This is a genomic window from Candidatus Gracilibacteria bacterium (assembly GCA_041658685.1).
Taxonomy (GTDB): Bacteria; Patescibacteriota; Gracilibacteria; order UBA1369; family UBA12473; genus JBAZZS01.
The window spans coordinates 342685-367057 of record JBAZZS010000002.1 but is presented as its reverse complement, the minus strand read 5'-3'; the positions used below and the strand labels follow the sequence as shown (position 1 = coordinate 367057).

21 protein-coding genes and 1 pseudogene are annotated in these 24373 nt (G+C 44.1%); 12 read left to right on the top strand and 10 right to left on the bottom strand.

Going from position 1 to position 24373, the window contains the following annotated elements:
• Positions 1 to 36: 36 nt before the first annotated feature.
• The 5 genes from WC882_04120 to WC882_04100 all read right to left on the bottom strand — a co-directional run bounded on the left by WC882_04120 (position 37) and on the right by WC882_04100 (position 4862).
• On the bottom strand, positions 37 to 1152 hold the full coding sequence (locus WC882_04120) for a site-specific integrase (GenBank protein ID MFA5842825.1): 1116 nt from the start codon (positions 1150 to 1152) through the stop codon (positions 37 to 39).
• Between the two features lie 85 nt (positions 1153 to 1237).
• Entirely contained in the window at positions 1238 to 1615 is a 378-nt protein-coding gene (locus WC882_04115) for a hypothetical protein (protein MFA5842824.1), read from the bottom strand.
• 603 nt (positions 1616 to 2218) lie between these two features.
• Positions 2219 to 2863 carry a hypothetical protein gene (locus tag WC882_04110; GenBank protein ID MFA5842823.1) on the bottom strand — a complete coding sequence of 215 codons (645 nt, stop codon included), beginning with the start codon at positions 2861 to 2863 and terminating at the stop codon, positions 2219 to 2221.
• A 179-nt stretch (positions 2864 to 3042) separates the two neighbouring features.
• Entirely contained in the window at positions 3043 to 4335 is a 1293-nt protein-coding gene (locus WC882_04105; protein ID MFA5842822.1) for a hypothetical protein, read from the bottom strand.
• 242 nt (positions 4336 to 4577) lie between these two features.
• On the bottom strand, positions 4578 to 4862 hold the full coding sequence (locus WC882_04100; protein ID MFA5842821.1) for a helix-turn-helix transcriptional regulator: 285 nt from the start codon (positions 4860 to 4862) through the stop codon (positions 4578 to 4580).
• A 24-nt stretch (positions 4863 to 4886) separates the two neighbouring features.
• On the opposite strand from WC882_04100, the gene WC882_04095 reads away from it, so the two are divergent.
• Together WC882_04095 and WC882_04090 are read left to right on the top strand one after the other, a co-directional pair.
• On the top strand, positions 4887 to 6536 hold the full coding sequence (locus WC882_04095) for a site-specific DNA-methyltransferase (protein MFA5842820.1): 1650 nt from the start codon (positions 4887 to 4889) through the stop codon (positions 6534 to 6536).
• Between the two features lie 2 nt (positions 6537 to 6538).
• Positions 6539 to 9109: a DEAD/DEAH box helicase family protein gene (locus WC882_04090; protein MFA5842819.1), complete on the top strand. Its 2571-nt coding sequence runs from the start codon at positions 6539 to 6541 to the stop codon at positions 9107 to 9109.
• Here WC882_04090 and WC882_04085 read toward each other — a convergent pair.
• The gene (locus WC882_04085; protein ID MFA5842818.1) at positions 9106 to 10065 is read right to left on the bottom strand and encodes a reverse transcriptase/maturase family protein; all 960 of its coding nucleotides are present in this window, start codon (positions 10063 to 10065) and stop codon (positions 9106 to 9108) included. The genes WC882_04090 and WC882_04085 overlap by 4 nt on opposite strands.
• On the opposite strand from WC882_04085, the gene WC882_04080 reads away from it, so the two are divergent.
• Positions 10049 to 10393: a four helix bundle protein gene (locus tag WC882_04080; GenBank protein ID MFA5842817.1), complete on the top strand. Its 345-nt coding sequence runs from the start codon at positions 10049 to 10051 to the stop codon at positions 10391 to 10393. The two genes, WC882_04085 and WC882_04080, sit on opposite strands and share 17 nt — an antisense overlap.
• A gap of 422 nt (positions 10394 to 10815) precedes the next feature.
• Here WC882_04080 and WC882_04075 read toward each other — a convergent pair whose 3' ends face one another.
• Positions 10816 to 11925: a hypothetical protein gene (locus tag WC882_04075; protein ID MFA5842816.1), complete on the bottom strand. Its 1110-nt coding sequence runs from the start codon at positions 11923 to 11925 to the stop codon at positions 10816 to 10818.
• Positions 11926 to 11934: 9 nt separating this feature from the next.
• Between WC882_04075 and WC882_04070 the strand changes: the two are divergent.
• The 4 genes and pseudogenes from WC882_04070 to WC882_04055 all read left to right on the top strand — a co-directional run bounded on the left by WC882_04070 (position 11935) and on the right by WC882_04055 (position 15090).
• A pseudogene (locus WC882_04070) lies at positions 11935 to 12084 on the top strand (YHYH domain-containing protein).
• Positions 12085 to 12301: 217 nt separating this feature from the next.
• A complete protein-coding gene (locus WC882_04065) occupies positions 12302 to 13513 on the top strand; it encodes a DEAD/DEAH box helicase (GenBank protein MFA5842815.1) in 1212 nt (403 codons plus the stop codon).
• 52 nt (positions 13514 to 13565) lie between these two features.
• Positions 13566 to 14114 (top strand): S-layer homology domain-containing protein, encoded by a 549-nt coding sequence (locus WC882_04060; protein ID MFA5842814.1) that lies wholly within the window; start codon positions 13566 to 13568, stop codon positions 14112 to 14114.
• Positions 14115 to 14244: 130 nt separating this feature from the next.
• On the top strand, positions 14245 to 15090 hold the full coding sequence (locus WC882_04055) for a hypothetical protein (GenBank protein ID MFA5842813.1): 846 nt from the start codon (positions 14245 to 14247) through the stop codon (positions 15088 to 15090).
• A 28-nt stretch (positions 15091 to 15118) separates the two neighbouring features.
• Here WC882_04055 and trmB read toward each other — a convergent pair whose 3' ends face one another.
• Positions 15119 to 15808, bottom strand: coding sequence for a tRNA (guanosine(46)-N7)-methyltransferase TrmB (trmB, locus tag WC882_04050; protein ID MFA5842812.1), 690 nt, complete (start codon positions 15806 to 15808; stop codon positions 15119 to 15121).
• A gap of 41 nt (positions 15809 to 15849) precedes the next feature.
• Between trmB and smpB the strand changes: the two genes are divergently transcribed.
• The 5 genes from smpB to WC882_04025 are packed head-to-tail and all read left to right on the top strand — an operon-like array spanning position 15850 to position 19222.
• Entirely contained in the window at positions 15850 to 16296 is a 447-nt protein-coding gene (gene smpB, locus WC882_04045; GenBank protein MFA5842811.1) for an SsrA-binding protein SmpB, read from the top strand.
• A 1-nt stretch (position 16297) separates the two neighbouring features.
• Positions 16298 to 17047 (top strand): NAD+ synthase, encoded by a 750-nt coding sequence (locus WC882_04040; GenBank protein MFA5842810.1) that lies wholly within the window; start codon positions 16298 to 16300, stop codon positions 17045 to 17047.
• Between the two features lie 8 nt (positions 17048 to 17055).
• Positions 17056 to 17541, top strand: a complete 486-nt coding sequence (locus WC882_04035) for a nicotinamide-nucleotide adenylyltransferase (GenBank protein ID MFA5842809.1) — start codon at positions 17056 to 17058, stop codon at positions 17539 to 17541.
• Positions 17542 to 17599: 58 nt separating this feature from the next.
• Positions 17600 to 19012: a phosphomannomutase/phosphoglucomutase gene (locus WC882_04030; protein ID MFA5842808.1), complete on the top strand. Its 1413-nt coding sequence runs from the start codon at positions 17600 to 17602 to the stop codon at positions 19010 to 19012.
• A 12-nt stretch (positions 19013 to 19024) separates the two neighbouring features.
• Positions 19025 to 19222, top strand: coding sequence for a hypothetical protein (locus WC882_04025; GenBank protein MFA5842807.1), 198 nt, complete (start codon positions 19025 to 19027; stop codon positions 19220 to 19222).
• Here the strand turns inward: WC882_04025 and WC882_04020 are convergent.
• Entirely contained in the window at positions 19219 to 21945 is a 2727-nt protein-coding gene (locus WC882_04020) for a hypothetical protein (protein ID MFA5842806.1), read from the bottom strand. The genes WC882_04025 and WC882_04020 overlap by 4 nt on opposite strands.
• A 171-nt stretch (positions 21946 to 22116) precedes the next feature.
• Positions 22117 to 24354 carry a type I DNA topoisomerase gene (gene topA, locus WC882_04015; GenBank protein ID MFA5842805.1) on the bottom strand — a complete coding sequence of 746 codons (2238 nt, stop codon included), beginning with the start codon at positions 24352 to 24354 and terminating at the stop codon, positions 22117 to 22119.
• Positions 24355 to 24373: the final 19 nt, after the last annotated feature.

Here is a 24373-nt window from a genome sequence, read left to right as displayed (position 1 = left end):
TATTATACGACTTTCGTTCGAGAAAGTGTAGAGAAACTACTCTTCCGCCTTGAGTGCCTTTGCGAGGGCTTTGATGTCCGACTGGGTAAGTGAAAACTTCCCTTCCACCTCTCTCTCGCCCACCTTGATATTCTTCACGATATCGATCTGGCGTTCCTCTTCAATATGCCCGTAGCCGTAGGAGCCGAACGTAGTCCCCGTGTTCTCATGCCCGAGGTTTTGGCTGATGGCTTTCTTCTCTTCTTCGGTGAGTCGAGTCTTGGCGAACTCTTTGACCACCAAGTGCCTGAAAGTGTGCGGATGATAATAGGGAATTTCAGCGTCGAGGAATCGTTTCTGGAAAATTTTGCGAACCGAGTTGGAACTATTCCAAAAGATGGGTCCAACCTCCCCTGTGTTGTAGTAGGAAATGTTTTCCTCCCCATTCTCTACCACTGCTTGAGGAAAAATGGGGTCATCGGGCTTGAAGCCTTTTTTGCCCTTCAAATATGTGTACCAGCTCAAAAAGTATTGAACCGCCTGTTCGTACTCGATGGGGAAGAAGGTTGTTACAATGCGTTTTGAAAACTTGGTCTTCACCCCAAAGCGTGGGTCTTGATCTACTGTTAGAGTCTTTTCGTCGAAGGCTTTCATGGGTAGACTATAAACAGCAGAAATGCGTGCACCCGTAAGAAGAGTGAAACAAATCAAGGCTCGGTCTCGCTGGTCCACCTCCGTTTGAACATCTATCGCCTCAATCACTTTGATAACATCTTCAATAGGAGGAATGGTTCGCTTGTTGGGTTGAATTGCCATACGGGTTTCCTTCTTCGAGAGACACAGATACTCCACAACAGTAGAATTGACTTTGGACTTGTAATGCGGCTGCATAGAAAGCCACTCAAAGAAAAGTCGAAGGCGGCGCAGCACATGGTAGCGGTACACGAGTGAGAGGGGCTCTCCATCACGGTTGGTTCGACTGGCGAGCCAATCCTTAAAACTTGTGACTTGCTGCTTTCCGAATCCCGAGAAATCCTTGTTCTCAAGGGACTCCTGCCAAAGGAGCACTGCTCGTTCATGAGCATCTATGGAATCTTTGGAGAAGCCTTTGACTTCTTTTAGGTAGATGAAGAATTGTTTCTTCATGACCTCGTTTTGGAACGATTTTTTCATGGTGAAAAGTTTTTATTGGCTAAAGTGCTGAATTAGGACATTTAGACGAGACTGAAAGGAATCACTTAATCCCTTTGAGTTCCCCCTAGAGGAAACGGGCTATATTGCCTCCACACTCTTTACATATTCCACAAAGCATTTTTTGCTCCCTATCCGCTTTGCCGATTTTTTTACCAGTTTTTTCAACCTTTTCACTGCCCCGTCGTGCGATGACGGCTTTCCTACACGAGAAGCAATAAAACTCATTGAGTTGAAGCTTTACCTGTACCGCATCGCGCTGCGATTGTATGAAGGCTTTGAGGTCGTACCCCATAATAAGGCGTAGCTTTTGATGAAAGTCCAGTAATGGCAGTCCTTCCTGAATCCATCGGAGGACGGTTTTCCTGTTAACCTCCAGTAAAATGCTTACCTCCTTCGTGCTATACGCCGTTTTCGCTCGAATTTTTGACAGATTGTATTTCATGGCTTGTTCGGATTAAAATCTAGTATTGATAATTGCCTTATGGAGGGCTTAGGCAGGGGACGGTAAACGAGCTTCATCATTTCCAGAAGAAGGATGGCTTTGCCTTGAGCTTCTTCTTGGCTGATTTCAGCGTGGAAGCTGTCTTTCCATAGCTGCCTAAACCTCTCCAAATCTTGTGGTTCGATTTTCATCTCACACTTGGTTGGGTGATTGTGGCAAGCACTCTTGGTACACGTTCAGAAGTGACCTTGCGTTAAGGAAAAGCTTGTCTTCCCAGTAAAGTTCGACCGCCTCTCGCAACTGCTTTGACCCATGAAATGTGAAGTAAACCTTTTTGGCGTTGGCATGGGTACAACTTTGAAGCCTGAATCCTTTGACGATCAATGCGCTCGCAAGTGCTCGATCATACGTTACGAATGGCAGACTGTAATTTGGTGCTGACATAGTTTGATTGGTTAGGAATTTGAGGGTTCCCAATACGTATTGAGTTCGTCGTGTACTTTTGGGCACGACGAAAAAGTAAGCTTACAGTGAAAGCTTACTTAAACATGAACCCGAAGTCGGTCTTGAAATTATATTAAAAGTCTCAAAAAAGTCTTGAGCCTAGGTTGGATTTCGCATGATGTAACTATTTTCTCCTCGTTCGTTCTTCGTAGATTTCAGGATTTGATCGATTATTTCGGGTTTTTCTGCCTCCTTCTTGATGTTCCTTTTCATCTTGTGGCAAATCTTACTTTCACTATCAGCATACTCTTGCCTCGTTTTTTTGTACATATGACTTACCAAACTATGATGCGACTGTGGCAAATTGAAATTACCCCAAAGAGCTTGAGTGAAATGAAACTCTGGAGTTGAAAGGGTGACATTTGTAATATATCTCCCATTCACAAAAAGATCACCATTTTTCTCATCAAAATAAACATTTCGGAATCCGCTTGTGAGTTGGTTTTCAAATACCTTTTTATTGAACTGCATAGCTCCTGATTTCAAATCCGCCAAATGTTTGGCTTCAATAAGCAGCAACTCTTGCTCAACTTCTTTGGCTGACTCTTGTTTGCAGGTCACAATTACGTAACGTCGGAAATTCGCTGGTTGTTTTTCGATGAACTCAACAACCTTTCCGAAATCCTTCCCGCAGAAAAAATAACACATGTGATGTGTGTCATCCCGAGTGAATGTTCCCACTTGCCACATTCCCTCTACCCCTAAAACCTCCACTTGATCCGTCATCCCAAGTTTGAAAGCCATTTGTTGAAGAAAGGTTTGTGCATCAAAAATCCATGTTCTAATCTCATGTGACTCTAAATAATTACGGGTAGAATCACTAACACAAAAGGCATAAGGCTTTTCGCCATCGCATTTTACGGGTATGGGATGTGGATCATCACAGCTTCTACAAATAACGTGAGTTAAATCTCCGCCACGTTTTAGTAAGCCCAAATTCTTCAACTCCTCAAAATCATCTTGAATGAGTGACTTAAGTATATCTGATTCTTTGAAGAATTTCCGACATAGATGTAGTTGGCGTAAAAACAGAGAAAAGGATTTTTGCATCAGTAGAAAATAAGCCCCCATTTTTTGAGCAACTGATAGACAACCACATCAACTTCTCGTTGCTTCAAGTTACATCCGTCGGGGTGAGTAATAGTGGTAGTAACCCTTCTCTGTCTGCCTTCTTCAGCCCTCTTAAAAATAACCTTAATTTTGAATTGTGTGATTTCGAACTCATTCAAGTCAACATCCCTTTTTCGTAAAGCTTCAAGCATCGGCTCTACTCCAGTTCTCCCGTCTTCTGGAATAATATCTATTGAAAGACGTGTATAATCCTCCTTGTGAGTAAACTTCAAGCCGTTCAACGTCACGCCCTCTACTTTATCTTGCGCTGTGAGGGGAAACGTAAGTGTGCTCAAATTTTGGACCTTATCAAAATCAAAACGAGGTGTTTTTGCAAAGTCCTTGGGGTCTTTTTTCAAAAAGTGCTCGATGAAAATATTTTGTAACTCTTTCACTCTCGATTTTCCCCCCTGCGCCTTTACTTCCAAAACCCCTTCCATGGGTCTGTAAAGGAAATTTAATGGAAAAACTGGTTTGCGCGGTTTTTTATTATTGAGGTTTTCATTTTTTTCTTCAAATTCTATATCAGTTGTAAATACATCCTGAACATGGGCGGTAAAAATTACTCGATCCCCTTTATCGTTATATCGAATTTTGATTTTTTTCCCCTTATATTCTTGGCTGTAAAGTTCTTTCAAGGCTTTTTTGAAATCCTCAATGTTTCCAACGAACTGATTCAGTGGGACGGGAACCGTTTTTCTCCCCCTCCAACCTTGTTTCATATCCAGACTATACGAGTCAAATGTCTCATAAAATAAGTCTTTGTGGTAGAGATAGAAGTACATGGCTTCCTGATTCATAAATTTGAACTCATCGACAGTCTCTTGGCTCAAAGGAGTTCCCTTTTCTCTTAACCTGTTACACAAGTATGCACAAGCTTCTATTGTACTCATTGAGTCAATGTCATCAATGTCCATCAAAAAAACACCTTGTTTCTTATCATCCTCCTTCTCGATCAAACTTAGGGCATGGATCGCATACTGTTCCCAATTTTCCCAGTCATTTTTCAGCTCCAAGGTGATGTCATGACGCTTAGCATATTCAATCAGCATGGGTGGGCTAATTTTCATGAGAAAACTGATGGGGTCAAAACTGGACGTGGACATAAAAATTTGAAGAAATTGTATACTTATGTTAACTTATGGATAGATAAAAATCAATCCATGCAATCTGAAAACTTGCCAGAAATTCTTACTTTAAAACAAGCCTCTGAACTCTTGAATTGCCATCCGAATACACTAAGAAAATGGGAGAGACAGGGCGTGATTACGTGTTTTAGATTTGGGGTACGGAGAGATAGACGATTCATGCGGGAAGACCTCTTGAAACTGCTTAAAAGCCACTAAGGTTACTTAAATTTTAACAATTCCCAAAGAGGCACCCCAAAGCCTTTTGCAAGTCCTTGAAGTTTTCCGAGGCTCAAATTCGGAGGCTTTTTGCCTTCGATTCTTTGAATATATTTCAAGCTGATCTCCGACCGTCCAGCCAACTCTTCTTGAGTGAGGTTTCGATTGATGCGGAGATTTCGCATATATTCTCCAAACTGATGTGCGATGTCTTTTTCCACAAAATTATTTTCCTCGCAACACCTTCTATTGAGAACCAACGATTGATGGTGTACAGTTCCTCCCAAAAGTAGCCTTGTAAATAATCGCCTATGCCAAGTTTTCACTTTAAAGGGAAAGCATTCCTTCAAAATTATCACCATTCGGTGAAATTCCATAAGCTAACCCCCATGGAGGACAAAGGCACAATCAAAAAGCCTAGCCTAAGCGACAACTTACTCGTTCAAGGTGATAACTTGAAGGTTCTCAAAGCACTCCTTCCCACTCATGCTGGCAAAGTGAAGTGCATCTACATCGACCCGCCTTACAACACGGGAAAAGAAAATTGGGTGTACAACGACAATGTAGCTTCACCAATGATCCAAGAGTGGCTGGGTAAAGTTGTGGCTAAGGACGACCTAACGCGGCATGACAAATGGTGTTGCATGATGTACCCACGACTCACCCTCCTTAGGGAATTTCTGAAACCTGACGGAGTGATTTTCGTTAGCATAGACAGTAATGAAATCCACCATCTGCGCATGATGATGGACGAAATTTTTGGTGAAGAGAATTTTATTGCCATAGTCCCACGAGAAATGAAGAAAGGGGCGAATCGAGGCACACATTTTGCTCCAGCAGTAGATTATGTCCTTTGTTATGCCAAAAACATTGAGTCGGTTCCCGAGTTTTTCATGCCTCTTGATGAAGAGTACATCAATTCTTTCAAATACGATGACGACGATGGACGTGGCAAATACAAAAAAGTGGCACTATATGAACCGACACTCGATTACTACAAAAATTGTCGGTATGAAATAACCTGTCCCGATGGTTCAAAAATCACAACTCCAGAACGAAAGTCTTTCAGGTGTAATAAAGAAAGTTTCGAGAGGCTTTTTGCTGAGAACTCAATCATTATTGAGGAAAAGCCCAGCAAATTGATTGATAAAAATGACAAGCCAACGAAGTGGAATGTTTACACAAAACTCTTTCTTAACGCAATGAAAGAGAAGGGGCGCAGACCATCCGATATAGTTCTCAATAAAATCAATGCCAAAGGAACAAAGGTTTTAACTGATTTGGGGCTAAACTTTAATTTTTCCAAACCAGTTGAATTGATAGCCTTTCTGCTCTCAATTATTGAAAATCCAAACAATGACAATAAGGAGGACACTATAATTCTCGATTCATTTGCAGGTTCAGGAACTACCGCTCACGCGGTCCTTGCTTTGAATAAGGAAGACGGCGGGAATCGTAAATTCATTTTGGTGGAGTGTGAAGACTATGCGGATAAAATTACGGGGGAGCGGATTCGTAGAGTCATCAAGGGCGTGCCAGATGCAAAAGATGAAGCTCTTCAAAAAGGTCTTGGCGGTTCGTTTTCATACTACAAACTCGGCAAAGAACTTGAGGTGGACAAGATTCTTGAAGGCACAGACTTACCCAGCTATGAAGAGCTGGCACGCTATGCTTTATTCACCGCCACAGGAGAAAATTGGAAGGAGTCCAAAATGAAGCAGGATGAGTACTACATCGGTTCATCTAGCACCTTTGAGGTATACATGCTCTACGCTCCCGACAAAAAAAAGCTTAAGGAGCTGGCTCTTAATTTGGACTTTGCCATAAAATCTCAAAAACGCTTCCCGAACAAACAGAAGCTCATTTTTGCTCCCGCCTGTTTCATGGAAGAGTACCACCTCAAAGAATACGGCATCCGTTTTGCTCAACTCCCTTTTGAAATTTATCGAATGGCTGAATAAAAATGCTTCTTCTCAAGGAATACCAGATCAACGCCAAGACTAGGATGGAGCTGTATTTCAAACAGCTCTCATTCCATCAGGAAAAAATGCAAAGCCTCCCCGAGGATGTAGTCAAAGAGCTGGGTGTCGACTACAACTGGGCGGAAAAAGCATGGCTGAATTTGTTCCCTCAAGGCACAGAAAACAGTTCCTACCAAAACAAAAAGACGGGGCATGACAAACATTGTCCTAATTTCTGCCTTAAAATCCCCACAGGGGGCGGGAAGACGCTCATGGCAACCTATGCCATAGAACTGTATTTGGAGCAGCTTAGAAAACAAAAAACGGGCTTTGTGCTTTGGGTTGTGCCAAGCGAGCAGATTTACAGCCAAACTTTGAATGCCTTGAAGGACCGCTCTCACCCTTACCGAGAGCGACTGGATTCCATTTCTGGACATCGGGTAAAGATCGTGACGAAAACAGATCGTTTTTCGCCGAATGACGTGAAAGAAAACTTGGTGGTCCTTGTGATGATGCTGCAATCTTTTTCGAGGGACTCGATGAAAAAGGGTGAGCTCAAGTTCTTTCAAGACAATGGCAAGTTTGAGGAGTTCTTTCCTCTTGAAACGAATCAAGAAAGGCAGAGAGAACTCTACGAAGCCTTCCCCAACTTAGACCTTGAAAATAACTTTAACAGCCTGCTCGGTGGCAAAGTGAAAACTTCCTTTGGGAACGTGGTCAAAATTCTTGAACCACTCATCATTTTGGATGAAGGACACAAGGCAAAAACGGAGATTGCGGGTGAAGCCATCAAGGAATGTAATCCGTCACTTGTATGCGAGTTGACCGCCACACCAACCGAAGAAGCCAATGTACTGTTTTCCGTGGCGGGGCGTGAGCTTGAGCAGGAAGACATGATTAAACTGGATCTCAATCTAATTGAAAAGGACACGGTGGAATGGAAGAACCTTCTAAACTATGCAGCCGAGCACCTCGACATGCTACAAAAAAAGGCTTCCACCTACCAAAAAGAAACAGGAATTTACATCCGCCCCATCAGTTTGATTCAGGTGGAAGCAACAGGGAAAGACCAACGGAAGGAGGGCAAAATTCACGCCGAAGATGTGAGAGATCACCTGATTTCTACTGGGCAAATTCAGCCTGACGAAATTCGAGTGAAGAGCAGCTCCCTCAATGAGTTGGAAAACGAAGACCTGCTCTCTTCCAAATCTCCAGTGCGTTTCATCATCACTAAACAGGCTTTACAAGAAGGCTGGGACTGCCCCTTTGCATACTCCCTTGTGGTGCTTGGCGGGTCCAGCTCCAAACGTGCGCTCACACAGCTTGTGGGGCGCGTTTTACGCCAGCCATACGCCCGAAAAACCAAGATGAAAGAGCTGGATGAAAGTTATGTTTTTTGTTTGAGAGATTCTTCCAAGGACTTGGTGAAAGCCATACGAGGCGGTTTTGAATACGACGGCATGGGAGACCTGACGGCTCGTATTGCAAGCACGAGCAAGAAGACCGACCCCGATTTAGGAGAACGAAAAGAACAAGTAGTACGGAAGCAGTATGAACCCACTCTCGTCGAGTTTTGTTTGCCTGCGTTTGTGGTGCAAGACCCCACTTCTGACGATGGCAATCGTATTGTTGACCCCACTTTGGACATCACTCCTCATCTCGATTTTGAAGATGTGGACCTTTCGCCCCTTGAGAGCATCCACCTCAACAAGGAAGGCAAAGGACTTGAGAAAACGGTAGCAATCGGATTCAGCCGTGAAATTGCGGAAGATACCGAAGAGTTTCTTGAAATCGTTGAAATGAGGAAGCGAGTCTCTATGCGGTCCACCTTGCGGAAGAGCTTCTGGGTGCAGAACATTCTTGAGTACGTCCCGAACCCTTGGAAGGCGCATGAACTGGTAGACAGGGCTTTGACCTTGCTCCGAAACAAGTTCTCGCTTGAAGATATAGAAAATAATCAGGTATTTTTGCTGGATGAACTACGGAAGATTTTAGGAGGAGCTGGGCAGAGCGTAGGAGAAGTAGACCGACTGGCTCGCAAGGTGTTTATGGACCGCATGAAAAGTGACGAAATTCGCTTCATACCAAAATTTAACTTCAAGAAGGTTCTCACCCCCGAGTATTACTTTGAAAAAGAGGCTAGACGTAGCATGACCGTGAAGAAAAGCCTTTTTGAACCCGTGATTGACGACGGCTTGAATGAACTTGAAGACAAGGCGGTTTGGCGTATGGAGGACGGCAAAGACACCTACTGGTGGTACAGAAACAAAGCCAAAAAGGACTTCTTTTTGGTGGCGTGGCGAAAGAACCGTTTCTACCCCGATTTCATCCTAACCCTGCAAGAAAATAGCCAGAACAGTTTCGACAAAATCTTCTTGATTGAAACTAAGGGAGGGCATCTTTTAGGAAACACCGACACGGAGTATAAGCGTGAGCTGACGGAACTTTATCAAAGGGTAGTACAGAAGAGCTGGTCCAGCCACGAGGCGTTTCCCATTGAACCAAAAAAGACTTTCTTCAAATTCGTGGAAGAAGCCAACCTTGAAAATGAGATGAACGAAATTTTTGCTTAACCCAACAGTTCATGCACCTGCCAATCAAGCCACTTTTGCAGCTTTGGACCGCCATGTTTGGCAATCACTCCGTGGTAACTGGGGACGTTTTTCAGGTTCAAACGATCTACAATGCGAACTTTATTCCTTTTGGAGAGCCTTCTGCCCGAAGACCACAACTCTACACCAAGAAATTTAAGACCCTGACTTGCTTTCACCAAAACGTTGTTTCTCGAGTGAAGAGTGAGCTTCAATTCGGCGGCTAAAAAGGTTGTAGTGGCTTTCTTCATATCCTCTAATTTTCCCAAATCCATTTCAAACAAAAGAAAATCATCGCCGTAACGAAGGTATGCCTTGGGTTGAAGCGTATGCTTTACAAAGCGGTCCAGTTCGTTGAGGTAAATGTTGGAGAAAATTTGGCTGGTGAGGTTGCCGATTGGCATACCCACGCCTACACAGGAAGATTGGTAACTTTTGAGAATTTCACGGATGAGGAGCATGGCTTTGCGGTCTTTTACACGCCTCTTGAGGAGTTCAAACAATACTTTCTGGTCTACATTGTCGAAAAACTTCTGCACGTCGGCTCGCCAAACATAAGCACGAGGATAGGCTTTGAGAAACTGTTGGGTTCGCTGAATGGCAGCAAGCAGCCCTTTGCCCCTCCTACAAGACCAAGCATCGTAAATGAAGGTCTTGTCCCAAATAGGGATAAGGTAGTTATAAAGGAGGCGATGAACCACTCGATCTCTCACCGAGGATACCGAAATCTCGCGCCGTTTATTGTCGCAGACCACAAAAGACCTGTACGGACCATGTTTATAGATTCCGTTGTTCAGGTCTTGATAAAGTTCAAACAAGCGTACCTCCAGATAATACTGAAATTCGTGCATCTCTTCGCTCATGCGCTTCCCTTTGCGAAATTCAAACCAAGCATTCCATATACTTCCTAACCCCAAATCTATGAGTTCACTTCCCATCATCAATAAAAGTTATGAGCTATACAAGCAGTTTACAGACGTGAACGACCACCTGATGAAACGGTGGCGCTTGAGCCTTGGCACAAGCATTGAAGAGAGCATTCTCACGTTGCTTGAGCAGCTTATAATGACTAAAAATGCTCCTAAACCTATGAAGGCTGCCATGCTTTTGAAAGCGAGCGGCACTTTGGAGGTGCTAACCCTAAAAATACGCCTTCTGCTTGAAAAAAAGCTGGTGAATGAAACTTGTGTATTCCAACTGCAAGCACAAACCCAAGAAATCGGTAGAATGCTTGGAGGATGGCTCAAGTCCTCACAAAGCCAGTAGACCCTTATCCAGAGCACCGCGCCACGATTATCATTCCGATTGTTAGCATTGTCATTATTGACGTTCGTCTTCTGATTATTAGGATTGAAATTCACGACACGCACATTCGCGTTGCACTCTTGTTGATGAAGCCCATCCATTTTGAAGATGCAGTCGCAACCACATCTCTATTTTTCAGCCCAAGGAAGGGCTAAGCTTCACTCAAACCTAAGGGGCTACTACTTTTTTAATACTCTTTCGAGACTTCTTTTTTCATGCAAAGCCTGTTTTTGAAAGAGCACGTCACGGTAGCTTGCTCCGAAGCAAGTGGCTATTCACCGTCCACCTACGATTGTACCTGTTTTAGGGCAAAAGAAAAGACCGCCTGACGGCGGTCTTTTGAAAGGTAAAGTTTAAGGAAAAATAAAGCTCAAAGATCAAATTTAGCCCCTTAGCCAGAGCACCGCGCCACGACGATCAACCCGATTGCGAGCATAGTCACTAGTGACGCTCGCCTCCTGAGCATTAGGATCGAAATCCACGACACGCACAAACGCGCTATCAGGTGTATTATCTGGACATTTAAGCATAGAACTGCGCCATTCTCTATCTTGAGGGTTTCTTGTAACAGGACTTTCAACATAATTGCCACCCATCACCACATCCGAAGCGGCAACAAGTCCTTTTTTCTCATAATTGGGTGAATCTGCTGGTACACAGTAACCATTTGCTTCTACACCCCGAACGATTTCAACAGCTTTCGCATACTGTCTACCTTCTTGTGCTGAAACATATTGCTCGACTTCTGCGTGAGGTAAAAGGACAGATTGTCCTTCCTTCGTAATCACAACGTTCACGATTTCTCGGCTTCGCTGTCTGATTGCTAGAGTCCCGTCTGCATGCACACCAATGAAACAAGCCCCTTCTGGCATAGCTGCTGCTTTTTTAAGAAGGTCAGCTCCATTAGCACGTAGTCTTGCCTCAAGGGTCTCCCACTTTTGCCCAGCCGTTTTATCAGCTTTGAGTGCCTTTGTGTAATCTTCTAGAGTTGCTTCGTCGTCGATCTTAACAATCCCTCGATCAAAGTCTTTACGAAGTTGCTCAAGACAGGCGGTTAAGCGTTCATCAAGTTGTTCTGAGTTTTCTGCGGGGTTCGGTGCTTCTACAGGCACTTCCTTAGGTGTAGGAATCCCATCTGAATTTTCATCAGCTTGCGCATTGATAGCTTGCCGAGCACGTAGTACTTCTATCATGTCTTTTATTAAAGCCATTCCATCCTCTCCTAAATCTTCAAGTTTAGTTACGCCTGGATTCGCAAGCCCAGCTTCTAGCTTTTCGAGTGTCCCTTGTTGTACTACTGGTTGTCCTTCCTTTTGCACGTCATCATTATCAGGAGCGATCTCTATGGCTCTCGCCCTTGGGCTTGGCCTTAAATTATATTCCATCCTTACCCCCATTGATGAATGGGAGGAAGTTAAAAAAGGCAACATTGGAGTGGCGATAACGATCGCAGCCGTAATTATTGGTTTTAGTATTGTGATCGGCTTAACCATCAATTGAAAATGAAAAAAATATTTATATTTTTCACGCTTTTAATGTTCATCCCAACCGTTTCCGCTCATCCGGGAAGAACCGACAGTAAGGGGGGACATACTTGCAAAACAAATTGTGCAAAATGGGGGTTGGAACAAGGCGAATATCATTATCACAATCAAGAAGAAAAAACCGCTCCGACCGTAAAAGAAGAGGCTAAAAATGAAGCCCGAGACACGGCAAAATAAAAACCACCCAACCCACTTGACTTCCATTAAAAAAGTAGTTATATTGCGCTCTCGGTCATGCTTCTAAGAAACTTTGCCGACACGCTGCGTCACGAAAACTAAAAGACTTTTGGGGCGCCCCCTTTTCACCCCTTAAGTTTATTTTAAAATGCCCCCATTCAACAATCATCGTCGTTTCAATAATAAATCCTCAAACAGTCGAGGCTCCTTTTTTCGTCCAAGGAACAAATCCGCAGGGAAAAAAATGCGAGGCGAACACATTGATGTTTCTCGATTTATAAAAAAATCATCCCCCTTCAAAATAGCAACCCCGCCCATCATTGAACATACATTCGCCGATTTTGGATTTTGCCCTCAATTACAAAAAAACTTGGAAACTCGAGAATATCTCACTCCAACACCGATTCAAGACCAATCCATTGAACACACCATGCAGGGCCGGGATCTCATCGGACTCGCCAACACCGGGACCGGAAAAACAGCCGCCTTTTTACTCCCCATGATCCATAAATGTTTCCGAGACAGAGATCAAAAAGTATTAATCATCGCTCCCACCCGAGAGCTCGCCATTCAAATCGATGATGAATTTCAAAAATTCACAGGTTCTCTCAATCTTTATTCCGCCATTTGCGTGGGAGGCTCTCCGATTCATCTTCAAATAAAACAATTAAGACGTCGTCCTCATTTTGTCATCGGAACCCCCGGTCGACTCAATGATCTTAAAAAACGAGGCCTGATTCATTTTTCCGTATTCCAAAATATCATTCTCGACGAAATCGACCGCATGTTGGACATGGGTTTTGTGGAAGAAATCAAACGCATGCTCGCAGAAATGCCCAAGCAAAGACAATCTTTGTTTTTCTCGGCCACTATGCCTCCAAAAATCAAAGCCTTAGCTCAACAATTTCTCGTCGATCCGATAACGATTAAAGTCTCCAACGGAGAAGCGGCCGGAAACATCGACCAAGACGTTATACGTGTAAATAAATACGCCAAATTCGACAAATTAAAAGACTTACTCGGCACCGATGATCTCAAAAAAGTCCTCATTTTCTCAGAAACCAAACGAGACGTGGAACGATTGACTGAAGATTTGACTCGAGACGGATTCAAGGCCGACTCCATTCATGGGGACAAACGCCAACGAGAACGGGAACGAGCGCTTTGGAAATTCAAAGAAAATCACGTACAAATCCTGGTGGCCACCGATGTGGCGGCACGAGGCCTGGACATCAACAACGTAACGCACGTCATCAACTACACAATCCCTCAAACCTACGACGACTACATCCATCGCATTGGCCGAACCGGCAGATGCGACAAAAAAGGATTCGCCTTAACCTTTGTGGAAAGCTATTAAAAACCGGGCCTTTATATTCCAAAATTATTTTATTCTTTAATCTTTTTTATTTATGAAAAAAATAATTTATTTTTTGGCAGGAGCTATCACCTGCTTTAGCCTTACGGCTTTTGCTTCTTCCGGTTTTACGGATGAAGCCGATTTTGCGGACTGGTTTTCGGATTCCGTAGCAAGGATGCAATTCAACGGGATCATGACCGGCTATCCGGACGGATCATTTATGCCCGAGGATAATGTCAACCGCGCACAACTGGCCGTTATCCTGGATCGCTATTCGACAACCATTGTGGGAGAAGAATTGTTGATGGAAACTCCGATATGCACCATGGAAGTGGTCAAAGGTATTGAAATCACAGTCATGGACCAAGAAGGAAATCGAGTGAGCAACGCCACGGTTCAAACGGAAGATGAGCTTGTGTTGACCGAAGAATCGGATGGGGATTATGTGATGTATGAAGGCGAAGAAGGATATTATGACATCACCATCGAAAAATTCGGATATAGAACTTATACGGAAACCATTAAATTGGAACGAGAGACTTGCCATGCCATAACTCAGCATAGGACGATCACGTTAATCGAAACTCTCCCAATTCTTTAGTGGTAACCCACGGGCTTATGCCCTGGGCCCTCACTTCGATTATGATATTAAATTTTTGAACTTTATTTAATTTAAGGTTTCTTTTCAAAAAATTTTCTTGTATTTTACAAACATTCCTTAACTTTTTTATATGAAAAAATCGTCTCTCCCCCTGTGGGTCGGCGCCATCACGCTGCTTCTTTTGAGTGGCTGTATCAAAATGGACGTCCAACAAACCATCAATACCGATAAAACGTCTCATATTGAGGTCATTTATGATGCCTCTGAATTGGTTTCCTATATGACAAGCATGGAAGATAGCTTTTCCGAAGATTCCACAACAACGGAGGAAACCACAGTGACTGACGACACCACGGTCACGGACGAAACGACCCCCTCAGAGCCCCTAACCACCGATGAAATCACAGTCACGGACGATACCGCCGTCACCACCGACTCCAACGCTGATTTATTAACCGGCTTTGATGAAGCGTGCGACACTTTCTTGGCGGAGACCACCTGGACCAATCCAACTTGCGTTGCGGAAGAATATGTTTTCACGATGGCTGGAGATATTTCCTTGCTCGAAGACCCCTCTCTCACCACAAACAAAACGCCAGCCGGAACCGTTTATCGCTATGATCTTAAAAACCTTTTCATTCAGCTCAGTGCGGTGGGGATGTCCCAAGACCAAGATTTTTCAGACGCCGCACTCCAGGAACAAAAACAATACGCCGATATGTCCGGAATCACATTGACCTACACCCTCACTATGCCGGGCACGATCACTAAATCCGACGTGGGAACGATTTCCGAAGACGCAACATCCGTCAGCATCAATCTGTTTGACATGGCCGGAATGGAAACCGCTTACGTGGAATCCACGGTCAAAGGAACGCCCTGGCTTTATATCGGAGGAGGCATTCTTCTGTTAGTGGTTATCGCCGGAGGCGTGATGATGATGAAAGGGAAAAAGAAACCCACCCCAACGGTTTAGGTTAAATACAAGACCCAACGACAAAACACTAAAAAAGCCGGGCTCATTGCTCGGCTTTTTTTGCGTTTAAATAATAAATGGGACGCCCTTCAGCCAAATATTTTTTTTCATAAAAAGTTTGAATTCCTTTAAGCAAACCTTCATCGCCCCGAGATAAATGAGTCGCGTAAAGATCGTGAATTTCTTGTTGTATGTTCCAATTTTCGGCCTTCAAAATTTCAAGTGCGTACTCAAAAAACCCAAGATGATCGGTTTTTAAATGCACCACGCCTTGCGGTTTTAAAATCGATTGATAAAGCGCTAAAAAGCGCGAAGAAATCAACCGTTTACACCACTCGGATTTACGTGGACGAGGGTCTGGAAACGTCACCCAAATTTCATCAACTTCGTTGGGCTTAAAATAATGAGCCAGATCCTCCACTCGCCCTCGCAAAAAAGCGACATTGGATAATTTTTCATCAAACGATTGCTTGGCCCCATGCCACAATCGCGCTCCTTTCATATCCATGCCAACGAAATTTTTCTCGGGAAAAGCACGCGCCAAAGCCATCGTATAATCCCCTCGCCCGCACCCCACTTCCAACACGATCGGATGTCCATTATTGAAATGATCGGGAAAATCCACCGTCATCCGCTGTTGCCCCGATGAGTAATTTTGCTCATACACATGCGGGAAACTTTTCATCTCCGCAAAATGGTGAAGTTTCTTACGTGACATAAATTCATGCTATCATAAAGCGGCTTTGTTAAAAGTGTTATATGGATATAGAACTCACAAAAAATAAAAAAGCCTACTTTGACTACGAGGTCGTGGACACCTACGACGCCGGCATTGTTTTAAAAGGGTACGAAGCCAAATCGATTCGTGCCGGAAAAATGCAACTCAAAGGCGGATTTATTTCTTTTCGAAACGAAGAAGCCTGGATGGAAAATGTCCTGATTTCGCCATACCAACCCAAAAATCAACCCGAAGAAAGTGGCCAACGCAGATTAAAACTCTTGCTTCAAAAAAAACAAATCCTTAAAATAATCAACCAGTCGGAGGAAGCCGGGATGACAGTGATCCCACTCAAGGCCATTGTTAAGGATCATCGCATCAAAATCGTGATCGGACTCTGCCGAGGAAAGAAAAAATTCGACAAACGCGAAAGTATCAAAAAACGCGAACTCGACCGCAGTACCAGGCATCAATTTAAAACTAGATAACATGGAAAAAACCTATAAAAATCTCATCAAAGGCCTGCGCAGTTATTTTAAAAAGGCCGGATTTCACAAAGCCGTGGTTGGGCTGAGTGGAGGGATCGACTCCGCCGTCACCCTAAAACTGGCGGTGGACGCGCTGGGTTCCGCCAATGTAACAGGCCTTATCTTGCCTGAATTGGGCCTCAGCTCCGAAGAAAACATCATTCACGCCAAACGCCTCGCCGAAACCCTTGAAGTTAAATATTATTATCAACCCATCAACTCAACATTTATAGATTTCAATATTGCACCATGGAAACCCACTCGCCTCGCAAAAATGAACACCAAAGCACGTATTCGTGCAATTTTTCTCTACAATTTCGCCAACACGCACAATGCGCTTGTGCTCGGCACTTCGAATAAAAGTGAAATCTTGCTGGGATATGGAACCAAATACGGAGATCTTGCCGCAGACATTGAGGTCATCGGAAATCTTTATAAAACCCAAGTCTACGCTCTCGCCGAATATCTCGGTATCCCCCAAGCCATCATTGAAAAAAAGCCCACCGCCGAACTTGAAACCGGTCAAACCGACGAAGGGGAACTCGGGGCCACCTACCGCGTCCTCGATGAAATTCTCAAAAAACTTCAACGCAAAAACAAACCCGAAGAATTGATTGAAGCCGGATACCCCCGCGCGCTCATTGAACAAATCATCAAACGCATCAAGGCCAACGCACACAAACGAGAAATGCCTCCTTGCCTAAATTTATAAATTTTTATATGTCCACCGCCCTTTTCATCGGCCGATTCCAACCCTTTCATCTCGGACATTTGAGCGTGGTTAAAACCATTCTTCAAAACCATGATTTTTTAATCATCGGCATTGGAAGCGCGGAAGAAAGCCGAACTTCGCAAAATCCCTTCACTGCAAGTGAACGCTGGAGCATGATCTCCTCCACCCTCGACGCTGAAAAAATCCCCCGTAAAAAATACACTCTCATCCCCATTCGCGACATCAACAATCCCGGCCATTGGGTAAAGCACGTCGAGAATCTTGTCCCTCCCTTTGACTGCATTTACACCGGCTCTCCCCTCGTAAAAAAACTTTTTAAAAAACATAAAAAATACAAAATTATACCCGTAAAAATACTCAAAGGCATCACCGCCACTCAAGTCCGAAACGCGCTCGAAAAAAATAAAAAATGGCAATCGTTTCTTCCTCCTGCGGTAGCAAAATTTTTACAAAAAAACGTAAAAAATGTTTAGAGTTTCTTCATAGAGATGCGCTATATTAAACCGTGCATAATATAATTTAATTTTTCTCATGTTTGTAAATCCTCTCATCTTTCGCGCCTACGACATCCGAGGCATCGCACACAAACCCGCCTCTGATAAACCCGTAGACCTCACCCCCGAAACCGCGGAAATCATCGGCAAAGCCACCGGTACCTATTACCTCACTCACTATGGAAAAAATCTGGCCGTGGGAGGAGACAATCGCCTAAGCACTCCGGAACTCAAAGAAGCTTTTATTAAAGGACTGCTGAGCACGGGCTGTAACATCACAGACATTGGTCTCGTCACTTCTCCCATGCTTTATTACGCAGTGTGCAAGCTCGACTTGGATGGAGGCATTGCCATCACCGCAAGTCACAATCCCAAAGAATACAACGGCATCAAATTGGTCCGAAAAAATGCCCATGCCGTGTGTGGAGACGAACTCCAACTTCTCATTCAAATCATCGAAGAAAACTCGTTTAAACGAGGAACTGGAAAACTTGAAAGCCGCGACGATATTTTTGATTTATATATCGAAGATATGAAAAAAATGGTCACCATTGATCGACCGCTCAAAGTCATTGTGGACGCGGGAAACGGCATCACCGGGAAATACGCACCCGCCTTGCTTCGCGCTTTTGGCTGCGAGGTAACCGAATTGTTTTGCGATCTCGACGGAAATTTTCCCAATCATCCGGCCAACCCGGAAGACGTAGAAAACCTAGAAGTTCTTATTGAAAAAATGAAAACCGGAAAATACGACATTGGTCTGGGTTTCGATGGCGATGGAGACCGAGTCGGAATTGTGGATGAAAAAGGGCACCATTACGCCGCGGACTTGCATTTACTTCTTTTGGCCCAAGATCTACTCTCCCGTCACCCGGGATCCAAAATTGTTTTTGATGTTAAAGCCTCTCAAGTTGTCCCCAACCTCATTCGAGAATACAACGGCGAACCCATTATGACCAAAACCGGCCACTCTTTCATTGAACAAAAAATGCACGAAACCGGTGCACTCCTTGCCGGAGAAGTCAGTGGCCACCTCTTTTTTGGGGAAGATTATTATGGATTCGACGATGCGTTTGTCGCAGCCTTACGAACCTTATCTATCCTTTCAAAAGGCCCGACCGACAAAACCCTTTCCGATTATTTCAAAAAAATTCCGCCCACCTTCACCACCCCGGAAATAAAAGTTCCTTGCCCGGACAATCGCAAATTTCAAGTTGTGGATGCGTTACGCGACGAATTCATAAAACACTACGACTGCATCACCATCGATGGCGTGCGCATTATTTTTGATGAAAACACTTGGGGAATTATTCGTTGTTCCAACACCACCCCCAACATCACCATGCGCTTTGAGGCGCTCACGGAAAAACGCCTTAAAGAAGTCATGAAAATCGTGGCCGACGCCTTTTCCAAATACCCGGAAGCCGACCAAACATGGTTTAAAAAATAAAATCTTAATCACATGAATCTCACTCTTCTCATCATTTTGATTATCGCTCTCACGACCCATACCGTGATGAGCGCGCTTGCCATCATGCAAGTGCGACGTTTTTATTCAATCAATCCCAGCCTCAAGCGTTTCACTTGGGTGTACATCATAAGCAGTGTTGTAATCTTAATAGCAACGCTTATTTTGTTTCTCAGCCTGGGACAAGTTTAATCAAAAACATTCAAACTCCCGGCTTGCGACTCGCCCAAAAGCGATAAACTCGAGGGAGGTGGAGTGTATTCAAAATACACCGGCACATTCGCATAATCGGAATCCATGGGAATATTTTCCGAACGAAGCGCTCCGGGACAATTTTCAACATCATCCGGATCGGGAATCGTGGGATAGGTATCCCATGCGCTTCCATCCTCATCGTCATCTATGGGAGCACCCGAAAGATCAAGTTGTTTCCAACATTGAGTGAATTCACGCAATTGATTCAAATCATATTCAAGCGCAACCGAATCTTCGACTGTTTCAACTCCATTGGGAAGAATCGATGTACCTCCGGGCTGATACCCAAAAATCGTATTATGAGAAACCAATGATCCTTTAAAATACAATTGATTTTTCAAAAGATCTTTTCGCGTATCCAAGGTTCCCCAATTTGTATATTGGTCATCCTCAAATCCATAACCTCCCGCAGACGAAAACACACTTCCTTCGGCAAAAATATGAATATTTTCAAGATTGATCACATTATTTTGAATATAAATATTTCCGCCATAACCTTCATTATCTTTAAATGCCACGAGCCCTACATCCGTCAAATCCGTTTCAATAAAAATATTCCCGCCATAGACCACAATGGTTTTTTCAGTCGATCCATCGGCTTGAATCTTCACTTCATCCACGTCTTTATAATAAAGCATTTTTCCATCCAAAAGTTCCACGCCTTTCCCTGAATCATCTTCAAAATTTCCTTTAACAATTGCTTTGCCGCCACCACTCCAGGGAGGAGTGACGCCTTTGGTGTATTCGGAAAACCGCCTAAAAAGTTCATTGCGAACCGTAATCGTGGCAATGTCTCCGATCACAACCACATCGGTATCCGCGGAAGCTCCGGTCACTTCTCCGGTCATACTCGTCACAGACCCGGAAATTCCCAAATTTTCTTGATAATCCGTAAGAGAAGAAGGTTGCGGTAAATAATTCGATCGATAGTTCACAACAACAGGACTTCCATTTTTAAAAATGGTATATTGAATGGAAGTGGTATACGAAGGAGAAGTCGGAGTCGTTTCCAAAGCACCGCCATCCTCACCGACGGGAGGAGGAGTGATCATCCCATGTTCAATGGCATATCCTTTCTCTGTCATATCATCCGGAGCGCCTTCCCCCAATAAGAAAAACCAATTTCCGACCACGCATTTCACGGGAACTTCACGAAAAGCATGAGATTCAAACCCATCCAAATTTCCACAATTATTGGTATGGTCCACGATAGAATACTCATTAACAACTTGCTTGCTGTCATTGGAAGTCGAACCCATTACGACCGCGGGATCTTCATATTTCCCGTCATCGTCTCGATCAAATAAAAAAGAATTCATAAAAACTCCTTCAATATCTATGGCCTCCACGCTCAACTGCGCAATCACTTTAAATTCAGGCAACTGTGCCGAAAGAAAATCTCTCCATTGCACCACCAACCCTTGAAAATTTTGCTCAATCGTTGGCGCACTTAAAAGATAAGGGATATAAGACCCATCTGTTTGAACCCGCTCCAAGTTGGTCACCTCAATGGCCGGAGCAAATTTAAGAGCATACGGAGCTCCGTCCAAGCTATCGGTTAAATTAAAAAGCGTACCATTCTCGGGAATAATCACTTCCGCATTTCCCGGTTTTGGCGTCACCGTCAAAAAGATGGATTCCAAAACAAATTGATTCACCGAATCCGAAGGCGTTAGCCCTGTGGGGTCCGCTGGATCCACGTCAAAATAATAATCAATCACTCCGTCTCCATTTTGATCATACCCGTTCATGTTAGAGGTGGGCACAAAAGAACGAATTCGAAGTTCCCATGCATGAGTTTCGGAGTTGTAAACGGCAACATCGGAAAAAACAACAGCTTCTGTGGGATCATCTACGCAATCATTTTTCAATTGCTCAAAACACATCATGGAATCCTCCGTGGCCGTAACCTCAATCTCTACTCCATAATTTGTATCATCCAAATCATTACCATCAGGATCCGCCAAAGACACTTTCACCACATATTCGTCTCCGTCTTTCCCTGAGGCGAGAGGCGCCTTTACTCCATTCTCCCCATATTTGGTAGCTTTCAAAGGATTCGGGGTCAATTCAACAAAAAGAGCAACCGTAATATCGTCAGGCACAACGGTCACGCTACCATGCCCAAAATCAATCCATCCAACGCTATCGTTCCAAGCATAACCGGTTAAATTCTCGGTTTCATCAACATGGACATGCAAAGAATCATCACAGGCACCCGGAACACCATCACAAGACCAATCAAACCAAACCCAACCAATGTGATCGCTCCAGGCATATCCTTTCCAAAAACCGCTTTCCGCATCAAGTTCGGGCTGGCCCGATCCTCCGGGCGTAACCGTCCAATCCATTTGCAACCATCCCCAATTATTATTCCAAGCATAACCGCTCACGGTTTGATCGGTATAATTTACGCACGTTTTATAATCATCCGGAATCAATGCTCCATCAACATCTCGAGTTTCCCCTTCAACATAATCCGCATAATCAAAATCCATAACCCCTGAATCCGGATAGGATGCATACCCGGAAACCCCGGAAAGCAAATTACAAGGAGAATCGGCACGAACGGGAAGCACTCCTTGAGAAGACGGAAAACTCCACGTAAAAACAACACTCAAAAGAATGCCGGACGCCAGAAGAAAAAGCTTTTTAGCCATATATTTTTGTTTAAGTTTTGTAAAACCTTCCTCTAAGTATACCCTTTTAAGGTTAAAAGTGCAATGCTTTTAGCTCGGTTACGCTGTCATGGTGAGCAGACACGCAGCGAAGCGGAGTGTCCTATCCCCGCATTCTTTCTACCTCGAACCATACAGTGCCCATCTTAAACTCTAAGCTTTGCATGACACACACGTGATGTTTTCTCCTTTTTGCACCATCAAGCCTCCGCATTTTTCACATTTTTGCTCAACCGGCTTGTCCCATGTTGCAAATTTGCATTTGGGAAACTTGTTGCACCCGTAAAAAAGCTTGCCTCCCTTACGCGTGCGTCGTTCCGCGAGTTGTCCGTCTTTACATTCCGGACAATGAACTCCGGCAAATTTAACAATGGATTGCATGTGGTGACACTTGGGATATCCGGTGCACCCTAAAAATTCCCCATATTTCCCACGTTTCACTTCCATCGGACTGCCGCATTTGGGACATTCCTTCCCTCCCAATTTTTTCTGAAGTTCCTCGAATGCTTTGGTTTTTTCCTTATCCTCGGCCATGGGTTTTGCATTTTTACACTTGGGATAATTACTGCACGATAAAAATTTCCCAAAACGGCCCAGCTTCACCACCATGGGTTTGCCGCATTTCTCGCACACTTCCTCGGTTTTCTCCGTGACCACATCTTCCTTTTTTAAACTCTCGGTTTTTTCTTGAATATTCAAATGAAAGGGCTTATAAAACGCCTTCAAAAACTCCCTCCAATTTTCCCCTTCTTCCGCAATACGATCGAGGCCTTCCTCCATTTTTGCCGTGAACCCAATGTCCACAATTTCAGGAAAATTTTTCACCAAAACATCGGTCACCACCTCACCCACATCGGTTGGGACCAAGGCTGTGGCCTCTTTTTTCACATACTCACGACTCAAAATCGTGGTGATGGTTGGCGCATAGGTACTCGGACGACCAATCCCTTCAGCTTCCAATTTTTTCACCAAACTGGCTTCCGTATAACGCGGCGGCGGTTCGGTAAAATGTTGAGTGGGAATCAATTCATACAACAAAATCCCATCGCCTTGCTTGAGTGCGGGAAGAATCGCTTCATCATTATTGTCTTCCACGGACGGCTCATCGCGACCTTCCACATACACACGAATAAATCCGGAAAAACGAACGCGTTGTCCGGTGGCACGGAATTCGTAATGATTCGTTTGATCCTGAATATCAATGGTCATGCGATCAAAAACCGCAGCCTCCATTTGGCACGCGATCGTGCGCTTCCAAATCAATTCATACAAACGATATTGGTCTCGATCTAAATGAGGCTTCACTTGTTCCGGCGTCAGAGTAACATCCACGGGGCGAATGGCTTCATGCGCCTCTTGCGCGCCTTTTTTGCTCTTATAAAAACGCGGCTCAGCCAGCGCATATTCCTTGCCAAATTCTTTGGTAATAAAATTCTTAATCGCGCCCAACGCTTGTTGCGACAAATTCACGGAATCGGTACGCATGTAGGTGATCAAACCATGCGGCCCATTTCCCACATCCACTCCTTCATAAAGTTGCTGAGCCACGACCATGGTTTTCTTCACCGACATGTGCAATTTTCGCGCCGCCTCTTGTTGCAACGTAGAGGTCGTAAACGGAGGCGAAGGATTTTTTCGCACTTCTTTTTCTTCCACGGAAAGCACTTGATATTTGGCTCCTTCAAGGTCTTTTAAGACCTGCTTGGAATCTTTTTCATTGGAAAGATCAAATGTTTTTCCATCTTTTTTATTTAATTTAGCGGTGAATTTTACTTTTTTATCTTTTTCAGGAGAAAACTCGGCCGAAATTTCCCAATATTCCTCAGCCTTAAACGCGCGACGTTCGCGTTCACGATCCACCACCAAACGTACGGCCACGCTTTGCACACGACCGGCAGACAACCCGTAACGCACTTTTTTCCACAACAACGGAGATAATTCATACCCCACCAAACGATCCAACACACGACGCGCTTGTTGCGCATTGATTAAATTTTCATCGAGTTCGCGCGGAGCAGCCACAGCCTCCAAAATCGCGGATTTTGTAATTTCATGAAAAACAATACGATGCACTTTTTGCTTGCCGGCACCCAATTTAAGCGCCTGCACCAAATGCCAACCAATGGCTTCTCCTTCGCGGTCTTGATCGGTTGCGATCCATACCGTGGTGTCGGAATGAATGTGACTTTTGAGCGAGGTAATGGTCTTTCGTTTATCCTGCGGCACAATATAAGTAGGTTCAAAATCACCTTCGGTATCAATGCCCAATTTCGATTTCGGCAAATCACGCACATGACCCATAGAAGCCATAACTTCATAGTCTTTCCCTAAAAAACGCTCAATGGTTTTTGCCTTAGCAGGAGACTCTACAATGACAAAATTTTTGGCCATAAATGTTTAATTTTGAATA